The sequence below is a fragment of the Pantoea sp. M_10 genome, assembly GCF_008631515.1.
Lineage (GTDB): Bacteria > Pseudomonadota > Gammaproteobacteria > Enterobacterales > Enterobacteriaceae > Pantoea > Pantoea anthophila.
Genome location: NZ_VWUL01000002.1, coordinates 600,511 through 618,652, shown reverse-complemented (window position 1 = coordinate 618,652; position 18,142 = coordinate 600,511). Strand labels below are relative to the sequence as shown.

The window sequence follows — 18,142 nt, the reverse complement described above, 5'->3', positions numbered from 1 at the left end:
GCAACCTTTCATTAATCATACCGGTAACTGAAATGAAGAAAGTCATACTCTCCTTATTATTTCTCGGCGTTATGGCGTCATGTTCAACATCCGCAATGGCCGCTGATGCCTGCGAAGTGGTTTTATGCATGTACGGTAAAACAACGGGAAACAGTGGCAGCAGTGAATGTCATTCCGCTGAACGGGCATTCTTTAATATCGTGAAAGAGAATAAACACGGTTTTCTTCCTGACCATACGGCCGATGCCAGAAAATCGTTTTTACTTGAATGTGATTCGGCAGACCCGGCGGCTATCAGTCAGGTCATCAGTAAATATGGCCGCGTTCGTGGTTAATACTGGCGAGACGGGCACAGAGCGTGACGGTTTTCAGGTTTTTACGGCTTCTGTTTTTCGCGGATTAAGGAGCGAAGAAACAGGGGCCGTAAAAATGAGGCAGCGGACAGAAATATTTTCGCGGGTTAAGGAGCGAAAATAATTCAGGCACCGCGCCTCACCTGCAAACAGCCGCGCCCACGCGGATTTTGCAGGCTGGGGGGAGCCGGATAAATTTCGCCGCCCCAGCGAGCGAAAAGCTGTCGCCCACGACAGCGGTTTATTTGGGGGGCATCGCCCCGCACACCGTCGCAGCTAAGTCTCCGGCCAAAAGCCGGTAGCGTGGCGCGACCACCCTCTTTAAAGGTCAGCTTCCCTTTTATTCCCGCTACGAGGAACGAGTAAAGGGAAGAAAAAGGCGAAAGCGACCGTCTTAAAGGGGGTGGTCGCGCGTAGCGGGCGACGGTGTGCTGCCTTTGACCCTGGGGGTTTTGGCGCGGCGTCCAGCCACGACATTGCCCCCATGTGACAGGCAATAAGGGCGTCCAGCCCGCATGTACTGGCGCACGCCGTTTCGTGCAGGGAAGCATGCTTTCCTGCACATGGCCGCACAGCGACCACCTTCTTTACCCCATACGTTCGCCCCGCCTTTTCGCCCGACACCGTGGGGCGAACTGATGGGGCGATGTCATGGGGCGAATCGCTGACGAAGGAGGCACGATGATTTTAAATAAGCTTACCGCTTCACTGTCGCCGATAGTGAACGGGATGCTGGCACTGCTCGCTTTTGTGCAACAGCAACAACTGATACTGGCGTTATTAGCGGGGCTGACGATGCCGTTTTTTACGTCGATGAAAAGCGATGAACGGCAGAAGGCCCCGTTATGGAAAAAGCTGATTATTGCTTTTTCGCTGTTGTGTTTTATATCTGGCACAATGGCCCCGATAGTTATCGGATCCTTTCAGTGGCTGTATAAAATCAGACTCACCAGTGATAATACGGTACTGGCGTGGGCAGTACGGATCACTTTCACTGTGACCGGGATTATTTTTCATATTATGCTTCGCCGGGTATTCACGCCTGAACTGGACAGAATAAAGAAACGCCTTGTTAAAAAAACCACCCTTGAACGGGAATTGCGCACCGATGTCCGCACCGTAAAATCCCTGCTGCCGGAAACACTGCATTATAACCCGCTGGATTATATCGACCTGAATAAAGGTATTTTTACTGGTATGGACAGCGAGAAGGAGCCGTTGTATCTCCCGTTAAAGGACTGGCAGAAACAACACGCGGATATTATCGGCACCACAGGAGCCGGTAAAGGGGTTGCTGCTGGTATATTGCTTTATCAAAGCATTCTGGCCGGTGAAGGTGTGTTTGTTATGGACCCCAAGGATGATGAATGGGCACCGCATCTTTACCGCAAAGCCTGCGAGGATGCAGGCAAACCCTTTGCCTTAATCGACCTGCGAAAACAGCAATACCAGTTAAATCTGATTGAAGATATCACGCCCGATGAACTGGAAGAATTGTTTGTTGCCGGTTTCAGCCTGGCGGAAAAAGGGCAGGAATCGGATTTTTATCGCATTGATGACCGAAAAGCCGCACGTATGGCCGCGCAATTTGTCAGTGATAACCCATCGGCAACTCTCCGTGATGTTTATAACGGTGACTACGTTCAGAGCATTGCCGAAAAAATCAAAGCATTTTTCGGTAAGATTGAAGAGCTGGCATTATTAAATGCCATTAATTCACCGGAAGGTTTTTCACTTCAACAAATGTTTGATGAAGGCGGCTGTTGCTATGTTATCGGCTCCATGCGAAACAGCAAAATTATTACAACCCAGCGCATGTTACTGGTTCGCCTGTACCAGTTAGCAGAAAGGCGCGACCGTGTAACAAACGTTCCCCGCTCCATAGCTATTTATCTTTCCGAACTGAAATATCATTTATCCCGGCCAGCGCTGGAAGGTTTAGGTGCGGCGCGGGATAAAGGCGTGCATATTATTATGGACCACCAGTCCATTGCCGATTTAAAAGACTGCCCGGCAGATTTGAAAGGTGATGCCGTTGTCGGTGCGGTCGTTGAAAATGCCAAATTCAAACTGGTTTATCGCGTCATGGACCCGGATACGGCGGAATGGGTGGCAAGAATGTCAGGCACTATTCTGGTGGATGATGAACTCCGTAAGGCTAAAACGGATAATATGCTGACAGAGACCATCGACAGTGAGCGCACAATCCGCCAGGCCGAACGTTACTTTATTGACAGTAACATGATCCTGAACCTGCACGATTTTGTCAGCTTTATCTTTACGACAAAAACGCTACCTTCTGCCTCACTGATTTCACCGATAAAGATCAGAAAGAGTCAGCTAAAAATCTTCTCGGTTTCCCCTGATATTGCCGCATCGGCGGCACCGGTGAAAATCGCACTGGATTTTGACGAGGATGATAAACCATCCATACAGGATGTGATGACAACGCACCCGGATCTTTTCTTCAACGAAAGCGAAGTCAAACCGGCAGAGCCCCAACCTGATGAAGGAGAACACCTGTCCCCGCTGGATTTTTAAGGAGCGGTTATGCTGATTTCTACATATCAAGAGCGCCAGACACGCAACAGAGAAAAAATAAAACAACTGCTGAACTTCCTGAAAGAAGAAACCTACAGCGATTTCAAAACGCTGATGCTGCTATTTGGTTTCCGGGATCATAAATCGCTTTATTCGCTGTTGGCAAAAACTGAGCAAATGGGGTTAATCCAGAAGCATGTGCTTGAATCACGGACAATGAAGATTTCATTATGGGGGATCACCAGCGACGGGCTGGCGGTGGTGTTAACTCCGGATGATAAAATCTTTCCCGCGAGGTTTGAACCGTCCAGAATTACCGGCTGGACGCTGGAGCATCATCTTGATAATCAGGCCGCCAGACTTATTCTGGAGAAAAAAGGTGCTTCGGGATGGATTAACGGCGACCGGACCACTTTTATCAGCAAGTATCAGGTAAAACATCGCCCAGATGGGTTACTGACCCTGCCTGACGGAAAAGTTATTGCCATTGAAACCGAGCGCCGCCTGAAAACCCGGGCCCGTTATCAGTCGATAATTGCCAGTCACCTGCTGGCCCGTACCCGCAAGAACTGGATTTATGTTTTTTATGTCATGCCTGACCCACAGAAAAAACGGGCACTTGAACTGCTGTTTGACAGCATCAGACACGTCATCATCAACCATCAGCACGTCCCGCTGGAAGAACGCCACCGTCGGGTGTTTCGCATTTATACCTTTGATGAACTGAAACACCTTTCATTAGGCAGCTATACGTAAGCTTTTATTCAGGTCATCGTGATGGCCTCACCGGCCTGGCGGCGATACCGCCAGGCCGGAATTTTTTTTATTCCACTGCGAGGCGCAGACTGTCCGGTACTCGCTGTGCTGCGTTCCGCCTCAGTCTGCGCCCTGCAGCGTTGCCGGTTAAAACCATGTAACCGCATTCCCTTGCGGTTGTCCGGCTCCGGCCTCAGAGTTTATCCATCAGATAACGATGCGCTTTGGAGGCGGCGCTGGCCGCTTTAAAAATATAACGCTTGTCGTTTTTCAGCGCTTTCAGCCAGGAAGCAATATAGCTTTCATGTTGTACCTCTCCCTCAATCCCCAGTTCCGCCATCAGAAAAGCACTTCCCAGCTCCGCCACCAATTCTTCCTCTGCATAATCTGCACTGCCAAACTTCCCTTTCATTTCACGGTTCAGGCGTTTTTTACCACCACTCCAGTGAACCAGCTCATGCAGGCCAGTAGCGTAGAAGTTAGCCGCATCCGAAAACAGATGGCGCGCTGGTAACCAGACTTCATCAGAGGATGGACTGAAAAAGGCATTTTGTCCTTTCTCGATGATGCTTGCGCCGCTCTTCCTGAACAGATTTTCAGCATGCGGCAACGGGTCAAAGGTTGCTTCCGGGCTGACTGTTTCAGTTGTCAGGGCCAAGCCGTCGATTTGCTGAACGTTAAACACGGTGAAAGTTTTAAGCATCGGGATATGGTCAATTTCTCCTGCGTCGTTTTCCTTCTCCAGCGTGGTGTAGAAAATGGCCGTCGTACCATGTTCGCCCTTGCGAACCTGTCCACCTGCTGTCTGAGACTGTTTGTAGGTCATCCAGCGGGAATCACTGAAACCCTGTTTTGACGCACTGCACCACAGCAACATGATATTCATGCCGCTGTAGGGTACGCCGGTGGCATAATTGGATGGCAGACCAGACATGCCCGATACGCGCTGCCACGGGCAGGACCACGGTTTTACACCGGCTTCCAGTGCTGTGATGATGTTGTCGGTAATGGTCTGATAATTATCTGTTCTGGTTTTAGAAAATTTCGTTTTTGAGGAGCCTGACGGGTCCAGCGGGGATACGCTGGTCGTCGCTGCGGCGTTAGGGGCTCTAGTCTGGGTATGCAGGGAAATCTTCATGGTTTTTTCTCCGTCAGTGTGTGATTTTCGTCTTCGTATCGCCTGACGGTTCGCTTTCCCGGCATCGTTCCGGCCAGCAAGGGCGCAGCATGCGTGCCATTTACCCTTACGGGACGGGTTGTGTTGGGAAAAGATTAACCGGAAGCAGATACGGAGAACGAAAAGCGCACGAGAGAAAAAAACTTGCCCCTGCATAGCCGGGCGCAGCGCCCCTTGCTATGCAGCGGTGAAAAGGGTTTGAACTATTGAATGAATAACTGCACCGTAGCAATACGCATGCAATCAAAACCATCATAATTTATTGATTTAAAAGATTTTTCAAGCCACTCCTTGAGAGTGAAAATTCTGATTGATTAGTGAAACAATTGGTTAGAGAATGTAATTATTCACACAGAAATCCTACTGAAAAAAATAAAGAGACAGTAATGAGTATGTTAATCTGGAAGAAAAAAAATAATGCTAAACACTTAATCTTGTTTATACATGGCTTAAAAGGCGGAAGTGATACGTGGGCAGTTGATAAGATCACATCCTTTCCACAGCTTATATGTGAGGATGAAGATTTTTGTGATGCCTTTGATATAGCTTGTTTTGAGTATTTCACTAATTTTACGAATACCTACGGTAAAAGTAGAAATCTACTTGCCAGGTTGTTCACATCACTAACAAAAAAAGAAGTCAATCTTCCTGTTGATGAATTATCAGAGTTACTTGTTGGTGAATGTCAAATAAATTTATCCGATTATAGTAATATAATATTTGTCGCTCACAGCATGGGAGGTTTAATAGCAAAATCATGCATTATTAAAATGCATGAAAGAGATCTTTCTCACAATATAACTGGATTTATTTCACTTGCTGTTCCTCATTCGGGGTCAGAAACTGCTTCATGGGCTAGTATGGTTTCATCAAATGTCCAGCTTGGTGATTTAAGTGTATTTAGTAAAGAAACAGATTCTCTAAACCGCAGATGGGTAAAATTGTCTAAACTCCCTGAGTTAAAGTTTTTGTATGGAAGCTACGATAGTATTGTAGTTAAAGCCAGTGCAATTCCTGTTCAAGTTTCTGCCAAAGAGTCTATAGCTGTTCAGGAGGATCATTCGACAATTTGCAAACCAAAGGATAGGGATTCTAATGTTTATCTTATCGTTAAGAAACTAGCTCTTGAAATACATAACAAAACGGAACTAATTTCATCTTCACCAGAATTTAAAGATGATAAGCAATATGACAATGAATTTTTTGTATTGAAAATGATAGTCGCTGATGTACATAGTGATATATCAAAACATGCTAAGGAGTATTATTATAATGCAGAATTGGCCAGAAATATTTTCACTAGCGATCGAGATAGAGAAACCTTAAGTGTTTTGTATAGAAAAATAAGGGAGATATATCAAACACAGTATCATGACTCTATAGCAAATCATAATACAGCAAACCAACTCTTAGCTGCAATACACAAAAAAATAGAAGATGAAGATAAGGTTAAATTATCATCTCTTCTTGATACACTTGATAGTGTACATAAGAAAGGAATGCTGCATCAGCTTGCTAATAAGCTAGATAGAGATATAATTTGGTCCCCAGACACATCTCTTGACTCTTTGAATAGTTTAAGGGGGCAAAAATGATTTCATTACCTTATATTCCTCTTGATGAAGATTTTAATTTGAATGTTGCTCTTCTGATTATTTTAATTCATACGCTAAGCAAGAATAGAAATGATGTTCTATTGTTGGATAGAAATAAAATTCAAATATTTTTATATTTGATTAAAAACCCGTCAAAACTTGAGGCTGTAATGATTTTGGCAGGTAAACAAAACACATCCATTGATATGACAGAAACTTATACAATTAAAAGTCTATCATTAAACGTTGATATTCTTTTCAGCACTCCAAAAATAAAAACACTTTTGAAAAAAGTGTCGATACTGGGATGGCTTCGTGTAACAAAGTCTGATGGTGCAACTTATTTTAGTTTAACAACTGAGGGTGAACGCGCTTACGAGCAGTTTGGCGGCGAATACTTTAACTCAGTGAAAGCTTATACCAAATCACTGGATAAAATAAAATCACTAACCTCCAGTAAATTAAATTCCATTCTGAATGAAGTATTCAAGGTGTCAAAATGAAATCCTATTTAAGAATTGAACGATTAATCCTTGTTGGTGTACGTAAGAATTACATTGTCAAGTTTGAAGATGGATTAAATATTATACATGGTGATTCAGACACAGGAAAATCTAGTATTTTAGAGTTTATTAACTATTTACTTGGCGCCAGTAAAATAGAGTTGGCCGATGAGATTATATCATCTGTTAATTATGCGGCGTTAGAGGTTATAATAAATGATTCTGCCTATACCATAGTTAGAGATATTTACAAACCACAAAATTTCATTGAGGTCTATCAGTGTCCTTTCGAGAGGAGAGAAGCATTCATTTCTAGAAAATATGCTCCTAACTTCTCTAATAACAATGCCCCAGATGGATTCTTTTCTGATTTCTTAATGGATGCATTAAATTTCCCCAAATTAAAATTAAAAGTGTCACCCACTCAGGTGACTAGTCAATTTAAGCGGTTAAGCTTCAGAAATATCATTAAATATTCCTACGTCAATCAAGATGATATGGGAAGCAAGTCTCTCTTGGGAATGACTGACTGGGCTAAATATACGTATACTAAAGAAGTTTTCAAATATATATATAACGTACTAGACACTGACATATCCGATATTGAGCAACAAATATCAGATAAAAGATCTGAATTAAACAACTTGCGTAAAAAGTATGAACATGTTTCGGAGTTTTTGCGAGAGACAGGTTATGAAAGCATCCCATCAATTGATGATGCAATAGAAGAATGTGATTTAATCTATGATTCGTTGAACATTGAGCTTCACTCATTAAATAGTAGTATGATGGCAAACTCTGACAATTACAATCAGTTTAAATCGTACCATTCAGAATTCAACCTAAAAATAAAAATGATCGTAAGAAGCATTGAAGAAATAAATTTAAAAAAAGATCAATACATTAGACTTAAAAACGATTATATTAATGACATAAAGAAAATAAAAGCAATTCATTTGGCTAATGAAAAAATTGGCCTTACCCAAGATATTAAATGTAATTGCCCTATTTGTGATAATATAATTACCATTGAGAACGGTGAAGGTGGATTTATCAAATCCAAACCTGAGTCTCTCGATGAAGAATTATTATCATTAGAAAAAAGAGAAAAATCCATTAGCGATCTAATTATTAACCTGACTCATGAACATAGGATTTTGCTGGATGATAAAATTCAACTTGAAGCTGATCTGAACAAAGTCAGTGGAATGATAGATACAGAAGCAAAACAGTTTATTACTCCATTTCTCACCCAACGTGATTCTTTATTAAAAGAAATAACATCTGTAAGTAAAAAAAGAGAGGCTTTAGTATCAAGCTTAAAAGTTAGAAACCGTCAAGAGGAACTTTTAACCAAGCAAAAAAGCCTTACAGATAATATAGAAACTCTTACAGAAAAACTTAACGACTTAAGAGTTAATGCTCCTAGCATAGATGGTATATTATCTTCTTTAGGGGATGATTTGATGATTTTTTTAACCGGTGTGAAAATAAAAAATAGAACTGGGATAAGTATAAGTAAAAAACATTTCTCGCCCATTGTAAGAGATAGAGACTATTTTAATATTACATCTGGAGGTTTAAGAACTATTATTTCCATAGGGTATATGTCATCAATATTAAAGAGCTCTATTGACTCAGACATAAACCATCCTCGTTTTTTGATGCTTGATACTATAGGTAAGTATCTCGGAAAAAACTTGAAGACGAAATATGCATCCGAGACCAATATAATAGATGATATTGATGAAGGAATTTCTGATCCAGAAAAATATGAAAACATCTATAATGCACTCATAGAAATAACCAATTATGCGCAGAAAAAAAGAAGCCCGTGTCAGATAATTGTTGTAGACAATGATGTCCCTGATAAGCTTTCTGACAGATTAAAAGCTATAACTGTTGCTCACTATAGTGCAAATAAGGAAAACGGGTTACCTGTCGGACTAATTGATGATGTCATTTACAAACATTAACTACTTTAGATTGAGGGATGCTAAACTTTGGTTTTCACTGTGATACTTACAGGAAAACCACAGGGATGCCATCATTCCATTGCCGCACCCCAGCTCGAGGATATGGCTACCTCAGGCTCTCTCATAATCCTGCGCTCCGGACGAATATCTGTTCTGGTGCAGGGAGCTTTAATGCCCGGAATAACATTCCTCATATGTGCCGGGGAGATAGTATTTGCCATCAGGCGAGGGTCTGGTTCCTCCCGGTCAACCATTCATGCCCCGCAGACCGTTTTCCCCGGCAAGTCTGGCTCCGCCGTTGGCATCATTTGTACGCTACAGTTTGCACCCGTCCTTTGAGTCACTCTGCCCGGCATAAGTCAATGCTGAAAATGCCAGGGTATACAGCATAAAAAAATCAATATCTTACTCATACTTTATCCTCTTTCCGCACTCATCATCTGACCGTTATCGAATCAGCCTGCTGTTCAGTCACTTTCAGCCCCGCCCCCGCGAGTGCGGTACAGAGAGCATCACTGATGGTCATCCTGCCTTTAACGGGATTACCCCTGACCGGGGCCGTCCTGCTGAGGTCTATCCGGATAAAACACCCGGTCCCTTGCGCCAGTTGCTGATCTGTTTCATCAAACCGGGAAAACTGATATCGTAATTCGCAATGGTGTAACATTTGCCTTCCGGCACATGAGCATCCGGGGAAGCATTGCATGAAATAATTAAGAAAATCGATTGACCGATAACAATTAGACTATTTTAATGGGCAAGCAATTAAAGGCAACAGAATAATTTAAATATATCCGATTAATTTCCTTATTGTTATGACAAAATATAAAATCGACTACAAAAAAAGGTTCAACCTATGGAAACAGTAGATAGGTCAACAATAGATTTTATTAGAAAAATCATCCATGAGCTAGAAATAATAGGTGATTGGAACAGAAGATTTCATTGGAACTTTCTAAGAGAATTTCCTGACGAAAAGAATATAGAATCTTATCTTGAAATAATATTTAAACTTGAATCGATGATCGAATTTCATTTGGAAACGCTCTTGCAACGACAAGAAAATGAAATACTAATAAATGGAAAAAATACTAAAATAAATTTAAAACTCCGTTACCATTTTATCATGATGTTATTGATATCATTCCTATTTACAGTGATGCTATCTTACTTGAAGAACATAAGCTGCTTGTGCCTCAATAATCAATACCCAATATATGTTATCTCCTACAAATCCCAGGTACAAAAGAAGGTGTTGTGGTTGAAAACCATAACTTTGGATATCACTTCCACTATTGCAAGGTAAAAAAAAGGACATTAGAAAGAACCAATCTTTTATTGACTTTTGATACCGTTTTTAAAAAAACAAATAAGAAACCAAAGCCTGATCTATTCGGTGAATACCATGCAGAAGGGAAAAACAAGAAAATAGATATGGAAACAATTGGGGACAATAAACGATATCCTATATATTTAGTTTGTCATGATGCAGGGCAAAAGAGAGGATTGAGTAATTTTAAAACGCCTAGCAACAAGTCAAAATTGTTTATTACAGGTTAATTTAAAATAAAACTACCCCTTATGAATTAGGGGTGGTTTTATTAAAATATTATCATCCCTTGTAACAAGGGATACAAATGAAGTACGAGTCCAGTCAATTTGAAGAGCCCGCTCAGGGAAACCTGAGCGGGCTCTTGCTTTGGTTTGATTGGTGAATCGCTAACAGACTCAAATTTTATCCATCAAATAACGATGCGTTTTCGATGCCATGCTGGCGGCTTTGAAATTAGAGCGTTTATCGTTTTTCATCGCTTTTAACGGGTAGCAAACCATCTTTCGGTCCAGTTTCAGTCGCAGGTGATGATTTACCTGTTCAGTGGACTAAATTATGGAAGATGCATTGTGCCTTTGGTTCAGCATTGGAAGGTGGCGCAATTATCGGCGTTTTCTTTTGCTGGCTGTCCACAGATTCGATCACGCATTTATTCCCGACTACCATAAACCGGCCCCTCGCATTCGCGCCTCCAGTTCATCCAGAAATGGGGAACGCCCTAGACGCATAGGGCCGTTGCGACCATCAACAAAACCGGAATACAGCATATGCACCTCATCCCGTGCGCGGGTCAGCCCCACATAGAAAAGACGACGGCTTTCGCGCAGCTTCTCTGGCGCCTCATTACGCCACGGCAAATTCCCCAGATCCAAACCGACCATGATGACCACGTCATATTCGCAACCTTTGGCTGAGTGAAGCGTCAGCAAATTGAGGTGTTCAGGTGAGCCGTCACGACCACCTAGGCTCGTTATGTCCAGCAGCGCCAACGCACCGCCTTCGGCAAGTGCTGCAGTCATGTGTTCCAGTTGCTCAGCCTGATCAGAAAGTGCCGGTTCAGTAGCCAGCAGGGAATCAACGAGTCCGTTGCGCAACGACACGACAAAATCGCACGCAGGTTGCTGGTCGGTGCGAAGTGCCCAAAGCAGCCTAGTTAACTCCTGTCCCTTGCGCCGGGCGCATGCATCATCCAGTCTCGCCCGATGAAATGCCAGATAACGGTCTATCAATCCACGCAGTTGAGGGCGCCCAATACGCCAACCACCAGCACACCATGCCGCGCAATCCTCCACCCAGCTCGTCAAGGCAACCTTGCGATAAGGTGCTGCGGTGTCCACACGAATGTAATCAAAACCGCCAGCGGTCACCGCATCGGCCACCACATCACCGGCACGGTAGTCCTTGTACAGAATGGCGATGTCACCCAGCGTTCGACCCGGCTTAGCAGCTAACGCAGTTGGAATAATCTGCGCGACAGCATGGACAGCCTGATCCTCCAGACCATCCGGACACAGCTGGAACGCAATGGTTGTCTGGCGGTTCGGGTCGCTTGCGCGATAACCACGAACCTCACCCAACACCATCTCAGATGCATTGACGATGCCCGTTCCTGATCTATAGTTCAACTGAAGCCTGACTGTTTCAACGTCTCTCCTGCTTGCCAGTTCCATGAGTAACGCACCATCGGCACCAGTGAAACCGTAGATCGATTGGTCTGCATCACCCACAGCAAATAAGCGTACGCCACCCTCGAAAGCCAGGCGTTTGACTATACGGTGGAGCGCAACGCCCAAATCCTGATATTCATCAACCGCAAGGATCGGAAATTTCGCCTGTACCAAGGGTAGAACCCAGTCATGCTCGACGATCAGACGCTGGCCGAATACCACCATATCGTCGTAGTCGATTAGCCCTTCCTGCCGCAATGCCGCTTCGTAGGCCTCGGCCCAGGCAGCGAGTTCCTCCTCTGCACGCCAGGCAACACTGTTGCGGTTCAGCACCGAACGGCGATGTCGTCCGAGATCAATAGCCTTATAGGGATGGTTTGGGCCAAAGAGACGGTCACCAGATTGTCGAAGTAACCGCTCGCTAGCACGCTGAGAAGCTACTGAAAGCGGAAATGGGATTGGCAAATCGGCCAGTCGTCCATAGGGCATCAACAGATGGCGCAAACAGAACCCATGGACGGTTCCGATAAAGAGATTCGGTGCTTCTCTGAGCCCCAGCGCTTCGAGACGACGGATCAGCTCGCGAGCACATTCTTGGCTATATGTGATACATGCCGCGCCACGTGGAGCCTGAACATCCTCGGCCAGGATTCGGGCCAGCTTCAGCACGAGCGTCTTGGTCTTACCACTACCTGGCCCGGCGAGTACCACGCAATGCCCACGGGATTCATACGCGGCTAACTGGCCCGGATTCCCGGCCAGCTCGGCAGCCTGAGCCAAATAGGCTGCACTGACACTACGCAACGGCATCGCGGATATGCTCCAGTGCTTCGCGAATGTAATCCGGACAAACATCCTCCGACACCGAAGTTGCCAGCGCCTGGGCGAACCGCCCTTTGCCAATTCGCTCAATTAGTTTCAACAACCGGGCTATATCAAGCTGGTCCGTGTCATCCACCCATGCCTGTATCCGATCTAAGGTAACTTGCGCCAGAGATAGTTCCCGCTCAATGACCGACTGCATGGCTTCGGCCAGTCCACCGGTAAACAGCTCAGGCTCCAAGGTGATCTCATTGACAAAGCATCCATACACCCCGGCACGTGCAATCACTTCATCGGTATCCATATCATCATGGTCAACATCTCCCTCAAGCACGTCTAAAATATTGATAAGTCTCCTACGAACCAGCGGCTCTCCAACCGCCATAGGATCGCGGTCTGTCAAAATCACATGCGGAATATTAAGCCCCCGTGGCCCCAGGAGCTTCACATACGGAGTGAAATTTGTTCCACCGATCGAGCACACCGTGATCCCAAGCATATCGAGGGGAATATCAAGAGCATCGGCGAATGCAGGGACAAGAAAGCGTTCAGCATCCCCTTCCACTAGGATCACCCCACGTGAAAAGAATATTTCGCCGCGGGTGACGTCGATATAGCGCTGCAGATCATCTTCGTCCCGCTGCGTAAACGGTGCGTTCGCCGTTGAAACAGCAATAGTCTTCTCGTCCTCTGCGTCATGACGCAGCAGAACGATAGATCTGACAGGCGTGACGCTGGCAATATGTGGGGAATGGGTGGTCAGGATCGTTGTCAGCGGTGCCCTTTCATCACCATTCTCCCCGTCAGTACCCAGGAAATAACGGTAGACTAGGCGCTGTACGTGCGGATGCAAATGTGCCTCAGGCTCCTCGACGACGAAAAACGTATGGTCTCGCTCTCCGTCATCAACAAGACGATCAAGTTCGAGGCTTTTCAGAGCCAGAAAAATCAGATTAGCTGTCCCCAAGCTGGCATCGCCAATGCCCCGAATGCCACTGTCGAGCAGCAAACGCAGGCTACGTAGCAGCGCATCAACGCGAGTCGGTGCAAGTCCGAGCGATACCGGAACGGCATGTTGCTCACCTGCTATAGCAATCAACCGTTCGCTAATTCGTTCGGCTGTCGCCACCACCTCATCATGCCCAGCCAGTTCCCGCTGAGCCTCATCGACCAGGGTTTGAATCTCCTCACGATCCTCCTCGTCCAGAGATGCGGAAAGTTCTTCAATAAGCGGCCTCAAGGGTGAATTGCGCCAACTTGAAAGATCCTTCTCAGCATCACGCAACGCGCCTTGAACATCGATGGGCAACATACGACGAAACGCACCACCAATATGCATGTCAGGATCAGCACCACCGAAGATCACATACTCATAATCTTTTAACGATTCTGGAGCTCGATTTAACTCGGTTTTGGGCTGAAAGCGATAGGTAAGGCGGGCCACCATCGGAGGCCCCGGATTAAGGACACAGTCATTCAGATGAGCCATCAATCGGGGATCGTCAGTGAAATCAGTGAAATCTACTGAAATTTCAATGGTCTCCCCCAATTTGTCTTCGCCCAATCCATCCCAAAAATGTTCAAAACCCAGTTGACGGTCACGCTCAGACAACGCTGGGTCAAGAATCAGTTGCAGGCCGCGAATAAAATTGCTCTTGCCAACCTTGTTTTCACCAACAATAACAATACTCTCACCCGTTTCAACATCAACGTCGGAGAAGTTGGCGAAATTAATTAACCGGATTCGGGAAATCCGCATTACTGCCTCCCTATCTTTTTGATTATCTTCCAAAATAAGAGTAGCCCTCAAACCGCAAGAGACTGCCTAGCACGACCAAATCTGCTGAGGGGTGCAGTTGCGATCAAAACGGTTTTGGTCATTGCACATTTTTTGCTAATCAAATCTATTTGTCCGACGAAGGTAACAGTTCATCGTAACAGAGAGCTAAACCATGCCTATGATCCATCTCACAAAGTGGCTTTTTGTCGTCACTGCCTTGCTCAGTGGCTGCGCGACAACCTCCTCGCCTCTCTTGCCTTCGCCCATTAAAGAGATTTCTCCGGTTCCTGAAAATGCTGAGCCCGGTTTTATTCCGGGCGCTACCCTCTTTAAAGCTAGCACCTGATGTAGCGCAGCACGACCTGATATTGCAGGTAATCGGCGTGGCATTGCCGGAAAACTCCCGCGCTACCGTTGGTGACGGTCTGCAAGGCGCGCTAAGGCGAAGCGGCTATCAGACTCTATTCACTGTCACTGCCCGCGGCACACTTGTATCCGGCCTAATGAGCCTGAGCTACGCATTGCTCACATTGGACGGGCCATCCTGGGATTTGGAGAACAATGAGCTGGCACGACAGGTCATACCCTGGCGATACGGCACAATATCAACTGGAAGCAGATCAATTTTTCTCAGGGCATTAGGTATAATGATTCTAAACCCTCATGTCTATAGCGTGCAAACTGCCTCCTATACTGCTGAATATTTTAGGGACTCAGCTTGGCGGGGAGTGACTTTCTTCTAATGAAAATATTACTTACTTAATGTCGTAAAAAAATTATTCTCTTGGGGATATACGCCTTCTTTGTCCACTAAATATTATTCGACCATACAAAAACAGCCTTCAATATCAACAGTTAGATACCAACTATGATGATATCTTTAGTGGAAAACTGCAAGATGCGGTTTATCAATGCCACAGGGTAAAGGGACAGTAACTTATGGTACTCGAAAGATTACCACTAGTGGGAATCAGGATTTCAAATAACAAGATATGTGCAAAGATGCCCACTTCTAATACTTAAAAACTGTCCCACACAGGATAGAGTCTTGACACTTGCATGGCTACATTTCATTTTTTAATACAAAACCTATACTTATACATTTCAAAATGTCATAATAATTAAAAGTTTCAGTCTGTTAACTTACAATGAAATATTCAACCCAAAAAAATTTTTTACGGAAAATCTAGCAGAAAGAGTCCTTAAATGAAAAACAAATTTAGCATTTGTTATATTATAATAGATAAAAATGAGGGAGAGTCTTTTTTTTAAGATCTTCTAATTATCTACTTAAATTATCACCCTTATTAGAAAAGATCAATAACTTACCAATAAGCATACCAGAATTACTTTGCGAGAAAGAAGAGAAGATAAAAATAAGAATTAGCGGCATACATCCCGGAAGAATAATACATTTCATTGAAGATTATAATGAAATTGAAAACTTACCTTATGTTTTTAAAGTTGTTTTCATAGATGAAAGGTTCACCAAGGCAGTGAAAAAATGTGGTACTATACTATATATCTCAATAAATAAAGATATTGCAATTGAGAACACCCTTTCACATGAAGAAATTAATATTGATGTACTGAGGAACTTTTTCTTCTCCAAAATTAAAGAACAAGATTCTGTTTATACCGACCTACCTGATACTTATAAACGAGAACACATAGAAACCGATATTAAAATAGACGAGAATATTTCTACCTTTTGCAATATAAAAACATTAGAATCAATCAATCTCTTTTTTAACCCTAAAGTCATTTGTAATAAAGACAAAAATGAAAATATTGAAACATCAATCAATCTTATAAATAAAATTAAGAATAAAATAACAAGCAACATGCACATAGAATTATCGATACCAAGTGTAGACTATTTAATCACTGACTTTACCATTGATCTAGAGTATTCTATAAATGCAAAGAAATACTCAAAGCATGCATTAATGAGAAACCAAACCATAGATTACGAGCTGATTTCCGACTCAATCTCATATGCTAAAACATCAACAGACATTGATAGTTCATATTATAACAATCATATTGCTGAATATCGGAATGAGTTATATTTCAACAGTCTAATATCATCCATTTATGCTTCATCGACTTTAACTCCTGAAATAAAAATAAGAATATGTAATAATGATCTTTTTAGCCTGGTTTCAGACATAGGTAAAAACATTAGAAATAGTAATATATCAAAAATACAAAAAATGATGAAGATTTTCTCATCTAAAGTAATTGATAAATCTGACACTATGTTTGATTATTTTTCTAAAACATCAAATAAGCAAATAAAAATAATATCAAACTTCCCTTTGGAATGGACTAATGTAAATGGCCTACCGTTGATGATAAGGCATAACACAAGTCGTATATTCAACACCCCGGGATTTATAAAACAAAACATTCTTCTCAATAATAACGAAGTTTCAATAAGCCTAGATAGTTTTAAAAAAATATTAGTCATCAGTTCCTTTAAAGCTGGGGAACGTATAAGTAATGATATAAAAAATGAATTGCATCGGGTAATAAAAGAATGCAACGACCCTAGTATTAATTCAGTAGTAAATGAAAAAGTTTCTAAAAAAGGGTCTTACATCCCGAACTTTGAAATGGAAGTAATATTTAAAGATGTCACAAATAAAAATGAGCTAGTGGATTCTTTGAATTCATTTAAATTCGCTCTTGTAATATTTGATATGCACGGTGGCCATGATTATGATGGGCATGGATTCCTTGAGCTATCAGGTGAAATTTTGTATCCTTATGAGTTAATGGGTTTAGCTAATATCCCACCAATAGTCGTATTAAGTGCTTGTGATACAAGCCCAGCCGATAGAAATCATTTTAATGCAGCAAATGCTTTTCTATGTGCAGGAGCAAAAACGGTACTGGCTAGTACATACCCCATATTAAGTAGAGATGCGGCTATCTATATAGGCCGATTATATAAACGCCTAAGATACTATCTACCTGAAAGAATTTTATTCACTAAAACAAGTTTAAGATGGTCAGAGTTCATTACGGGACTTAACCGCCGAGTTTATTTCGATTATTTTTTAATGTACATTTTCAGAAAATATAAAATTAATGATAAGTCCATATTAATAGAGTTACGGAATTATATAAATATCGCATTAGAAAATCACCCTCACGATTTTTTAGATGGAGTTTATTATTTCTTTGAAAATTTAACAGACCTATCTAAAAATCAAATTAGTGATGAACTTAATAATCACTTCTTGTTTGCTGAATGCCTGAACTATGTGCAAATAGGCTCTCCTGAAAAAGTTTTAATTTATGCAGAAGATCTAAGCATAGAATAAAAAACTTACTGATATAGGATCTGCAGATAAAAATCACCTGCAGATCTTAGAATCCAAACGAGGTAGGTTCAGGCCGTACAACAACCCAAGTTTCATAAATTAAATAGCGATAACCAAATGTACAAAAATGATCACCAGCTTCGATTGGTGGTCATTCTGGTGGTCTTGACAAAAAGGAAATTCAGGATTAGCTTAATTATTAGCCAGTTACTGGCAAAGGCGATCCCAGTCAGAGAGTCAAATTCTTGTTTTCATGTCGCTTTGCGAATCCCTGTACGATTTTGATTCAATAAGTTAGCGTGAAAAG

At 42.9% G+C, this 18,142-nt stretch carries 11 protein-coding genes and 1 pseudogene; 8 read left to right on the top strand and 4 right to left on the bottom strand.

The annotated features are described in order from the left end of the window. Positions 1–32 precede the first annotated feature (32 nt). The 3 genes from F3I47_RS09690 to mobC all read left to right on the top strand — a co-directional run bounded on the left by F3I47_RS09690 (position 33) and on the right by mobC (position 3,650). The gene (locus F3I47_RS09690; RefSeq protein ID WP_047955823.1) at positions 33–335 is read left to right on the top strand and encodes a TrbM/KikA/MpfK family conjugal transfer protein; all 303 of its coding nucleotides are present in this window, start codon (positions 33–35) and stop codon (positions 333–335) included. A 699-nt stretch (positions 336–1,034) separates the two neighbouring features. Continuing rightward, the gene (locus F3I47_RS09685) at positions 1,035–2,894 is read left to right on the top strand and encodes a type IV secretory system conjugative DNA transfer family protein (protein ID WP_047955824.1); all 1,860 of its coding nucleotides are present in this window, start codon (positions 1,035–1,037) and stop codon (positions 2,892–2,894) included. 9 nt (positions 2,895–2,903) lie between these two features. Beyond that, positions 2,904–3,650 (top strand): MobC family replication-relaxation protein, encoded by a 747-nt coding sequence (gene mobC, locus F3I47_RS09680; RefSeq protein ID WP_047955825.1) that lies wholly within the window; start codon positions 2,904–2,906, stop codon positions 3,648–3,650. Positions 3,651–3,843: 193 nt separating this feature from the next. Here the strand turns inward: mobC and F3I47_RS09675 are convergent, their stop codons facing one another. After that, entirely contained in the window at positions 3,844–4,788 is a 945-nt protein-coding gene (locus F3I47_RS09675; RefSeq protein ID WP_047955826.1) for an ArdC family protein, read from the bottom strand. Between the two features lie 425 nt (positions 4,789–5,213). Here F3I47_RS09675 and F3I47_RS09670 point away from each other — a divergent pair, with 425 nt between their 5' ends. The 4 genes from F3I47_RS09670 (at position 5,214) to F3I47_RS09650 (ending at position 10,461) form a co-directional block, all read left to right on the top strand. Then, positions 5,214–6,422: an ABC-three component system protein gene (locus F3I47_RS09670; protein ID WP_047955827.1), complete on the top strand. Its 1,209-nt coding sequence runs from the start codon at positions 5,214–5,216 to the stop codon at positions 6,420–6,422. Next, positions 6,419–6,925, top strand: coding sequence for an ABC-three component system middle component 4 (locus F3I47_RS09665; RefSeq protein WP_047955828.1), 507 nt, complete (start codon positions 6,419–6,421; stop codon positions 6,923–6,925). The genes F3I47_RS09670 and F3I47_RS09665 overlap by 4 nt, the downstream gene beginning before the upstream one ends. After that, positions 6,922–8,901, top strand: coding sequence for an exonuclease SbcC (locus F3I47_RS09660; RefSeq protein WP_047955829.1), 1,980 nt, complete (start codon positions 6,922–6,924; stop codon positions 8,899–8,901). Before F3I47_RS09665 ends, F3I47_RS09660 begins: the two co-directional genes overlap by 4 nt. Positions 8,902–10,158: 1,257 nt before the next feature. Then, positions 10,159–10,461: a hypothetical protein gene (locus F3I47_RS09650; RefSeq protein ID WP_126981310.1), complete on the top strand. Its 303-nt coding sequence runs from the start codon at positions 10,159–10,161 to the stop codon at positions 10,459–10,461. Between the two features lie 168 nt (positions 10,462–10,629). On the opposite strand, the pseudogene F3I47_RS22710 reads toward F3I47_RS09650, so the two are convergent. The 3 genes and pseudogenes from F3I47_RS22710 to F3I47_RS09635 all read right to left on the bottom strand — a co-directional run. Next, positions 10,630–10,719 (bottom strand): annotated as a pseudogene (locus tag F3I47_RS22710) (hypothetical protein); the annotation flags it as partial. Positions 10,720–10,893: 174 nt separating this feature from the next. Further along, entirely contained in the window at positions 10,894–12,711 is a 1,818-nt protein-coding gene (locus F3I47_RS09640) for an ATP-dependent helicase (RefSeq protein ID WP_047955831.1), read from the bottom strand. Beyond that, a complete protein-coding gene (locus tag F3I47_RS09635; protein ID WP_021575214.1) occupies positions 12,698–14,482 on the bottom strand; it encodes an ATP-dependent endonuclease in 1,785 nt (594 codons plus the stop codon). Before F3I47_RS09635 ends, F3I47_RS09640 begins: the two co-directional genes overlap by 14 nt. Before the next feature lie 1,517 nt (positions 14,483–15,999). Between F3I47_RS09635 and F3I47_RS09630 the strand changes: the two genes are divergently transcribed. Beyond that, the gene (locus F3I47_RS09630; protein WP_047955832.1) at positions 16,000–17,835 is read left to right on the top strand and encodes a CHAT domain-containing protein; all 1,836 of its coding nucleotides are present in this window, start codon (positions 16,000–16,002) and stop codon (positions 17,833–17,835) included. Positions 17,836–18,142 lie beyond the last annotated feature (307 nt).

Bases quoted from the DNA above. Each gene is read 5' to 3' on its own strand.
- F3I47_RS09665 (WP_047955828.1), top strand. From the start codon at position 6,419: ATGATTTCATTACCTTATATTCCTCTTGATGAAGATTTTAATTTGAAT.
- F3I47_RS09640 (WP_047955831.1), bottom strand. From the start codon at position 12,711: ATGCCGTTGCGTAGTGTCAGTGCAGCCTATTTGGCTCAGGCTGCCGAG.
- F3I47_RS09675 (WP_047955826.1), bottom strand. From the start codon at position 4,788: ATGAAGATTTCCCTGCATACCCAGACTAGAGCCCCTAACGCCGCAGCG.
- F3I47_RS09635 (WP_021575214.1), bottom strand. From the start codon at position 14,482: ATGCGGATTTCCCGAATCCGGTTAATTAATTTCGCCAACTTCTCCGAC.
- F3I47_RS09670 (WP_047955827.1), top strand. From the start codon at position 5,214: ATGAGTATGTTAATCTGGAAGAAAAAAAATAATGCTAAACACTTAATC.
- F3I47_RS09660 (WP_047955829.1), top strand. From the start codon at position 6,922: ATGAAATCCTATTTAAGAATTGAACGATTAATCCTTGTTGGTGTACGT.
- F3I47_RS09685 (WP_047955824.1), top strand. From the start codon at position 1,035: ATGATTTTAAATAAGCTTACCGCTTCACTGTCGCCGATAGTGAACGGG.
- mobC (WP_047955825.1), top strand. From the start codon at position 2,904: ATGCTGATTTCTACATATCAAGAGCGCCAGACACGCAACAGAGAAAAA.
- F3I47_RS09690 (WP_047955823.1), top strand. From the start codon at position 33: ATGAAGAAAGTCATACTCTCCTTATTATTTCTCGGCGTTATGGCGTCA.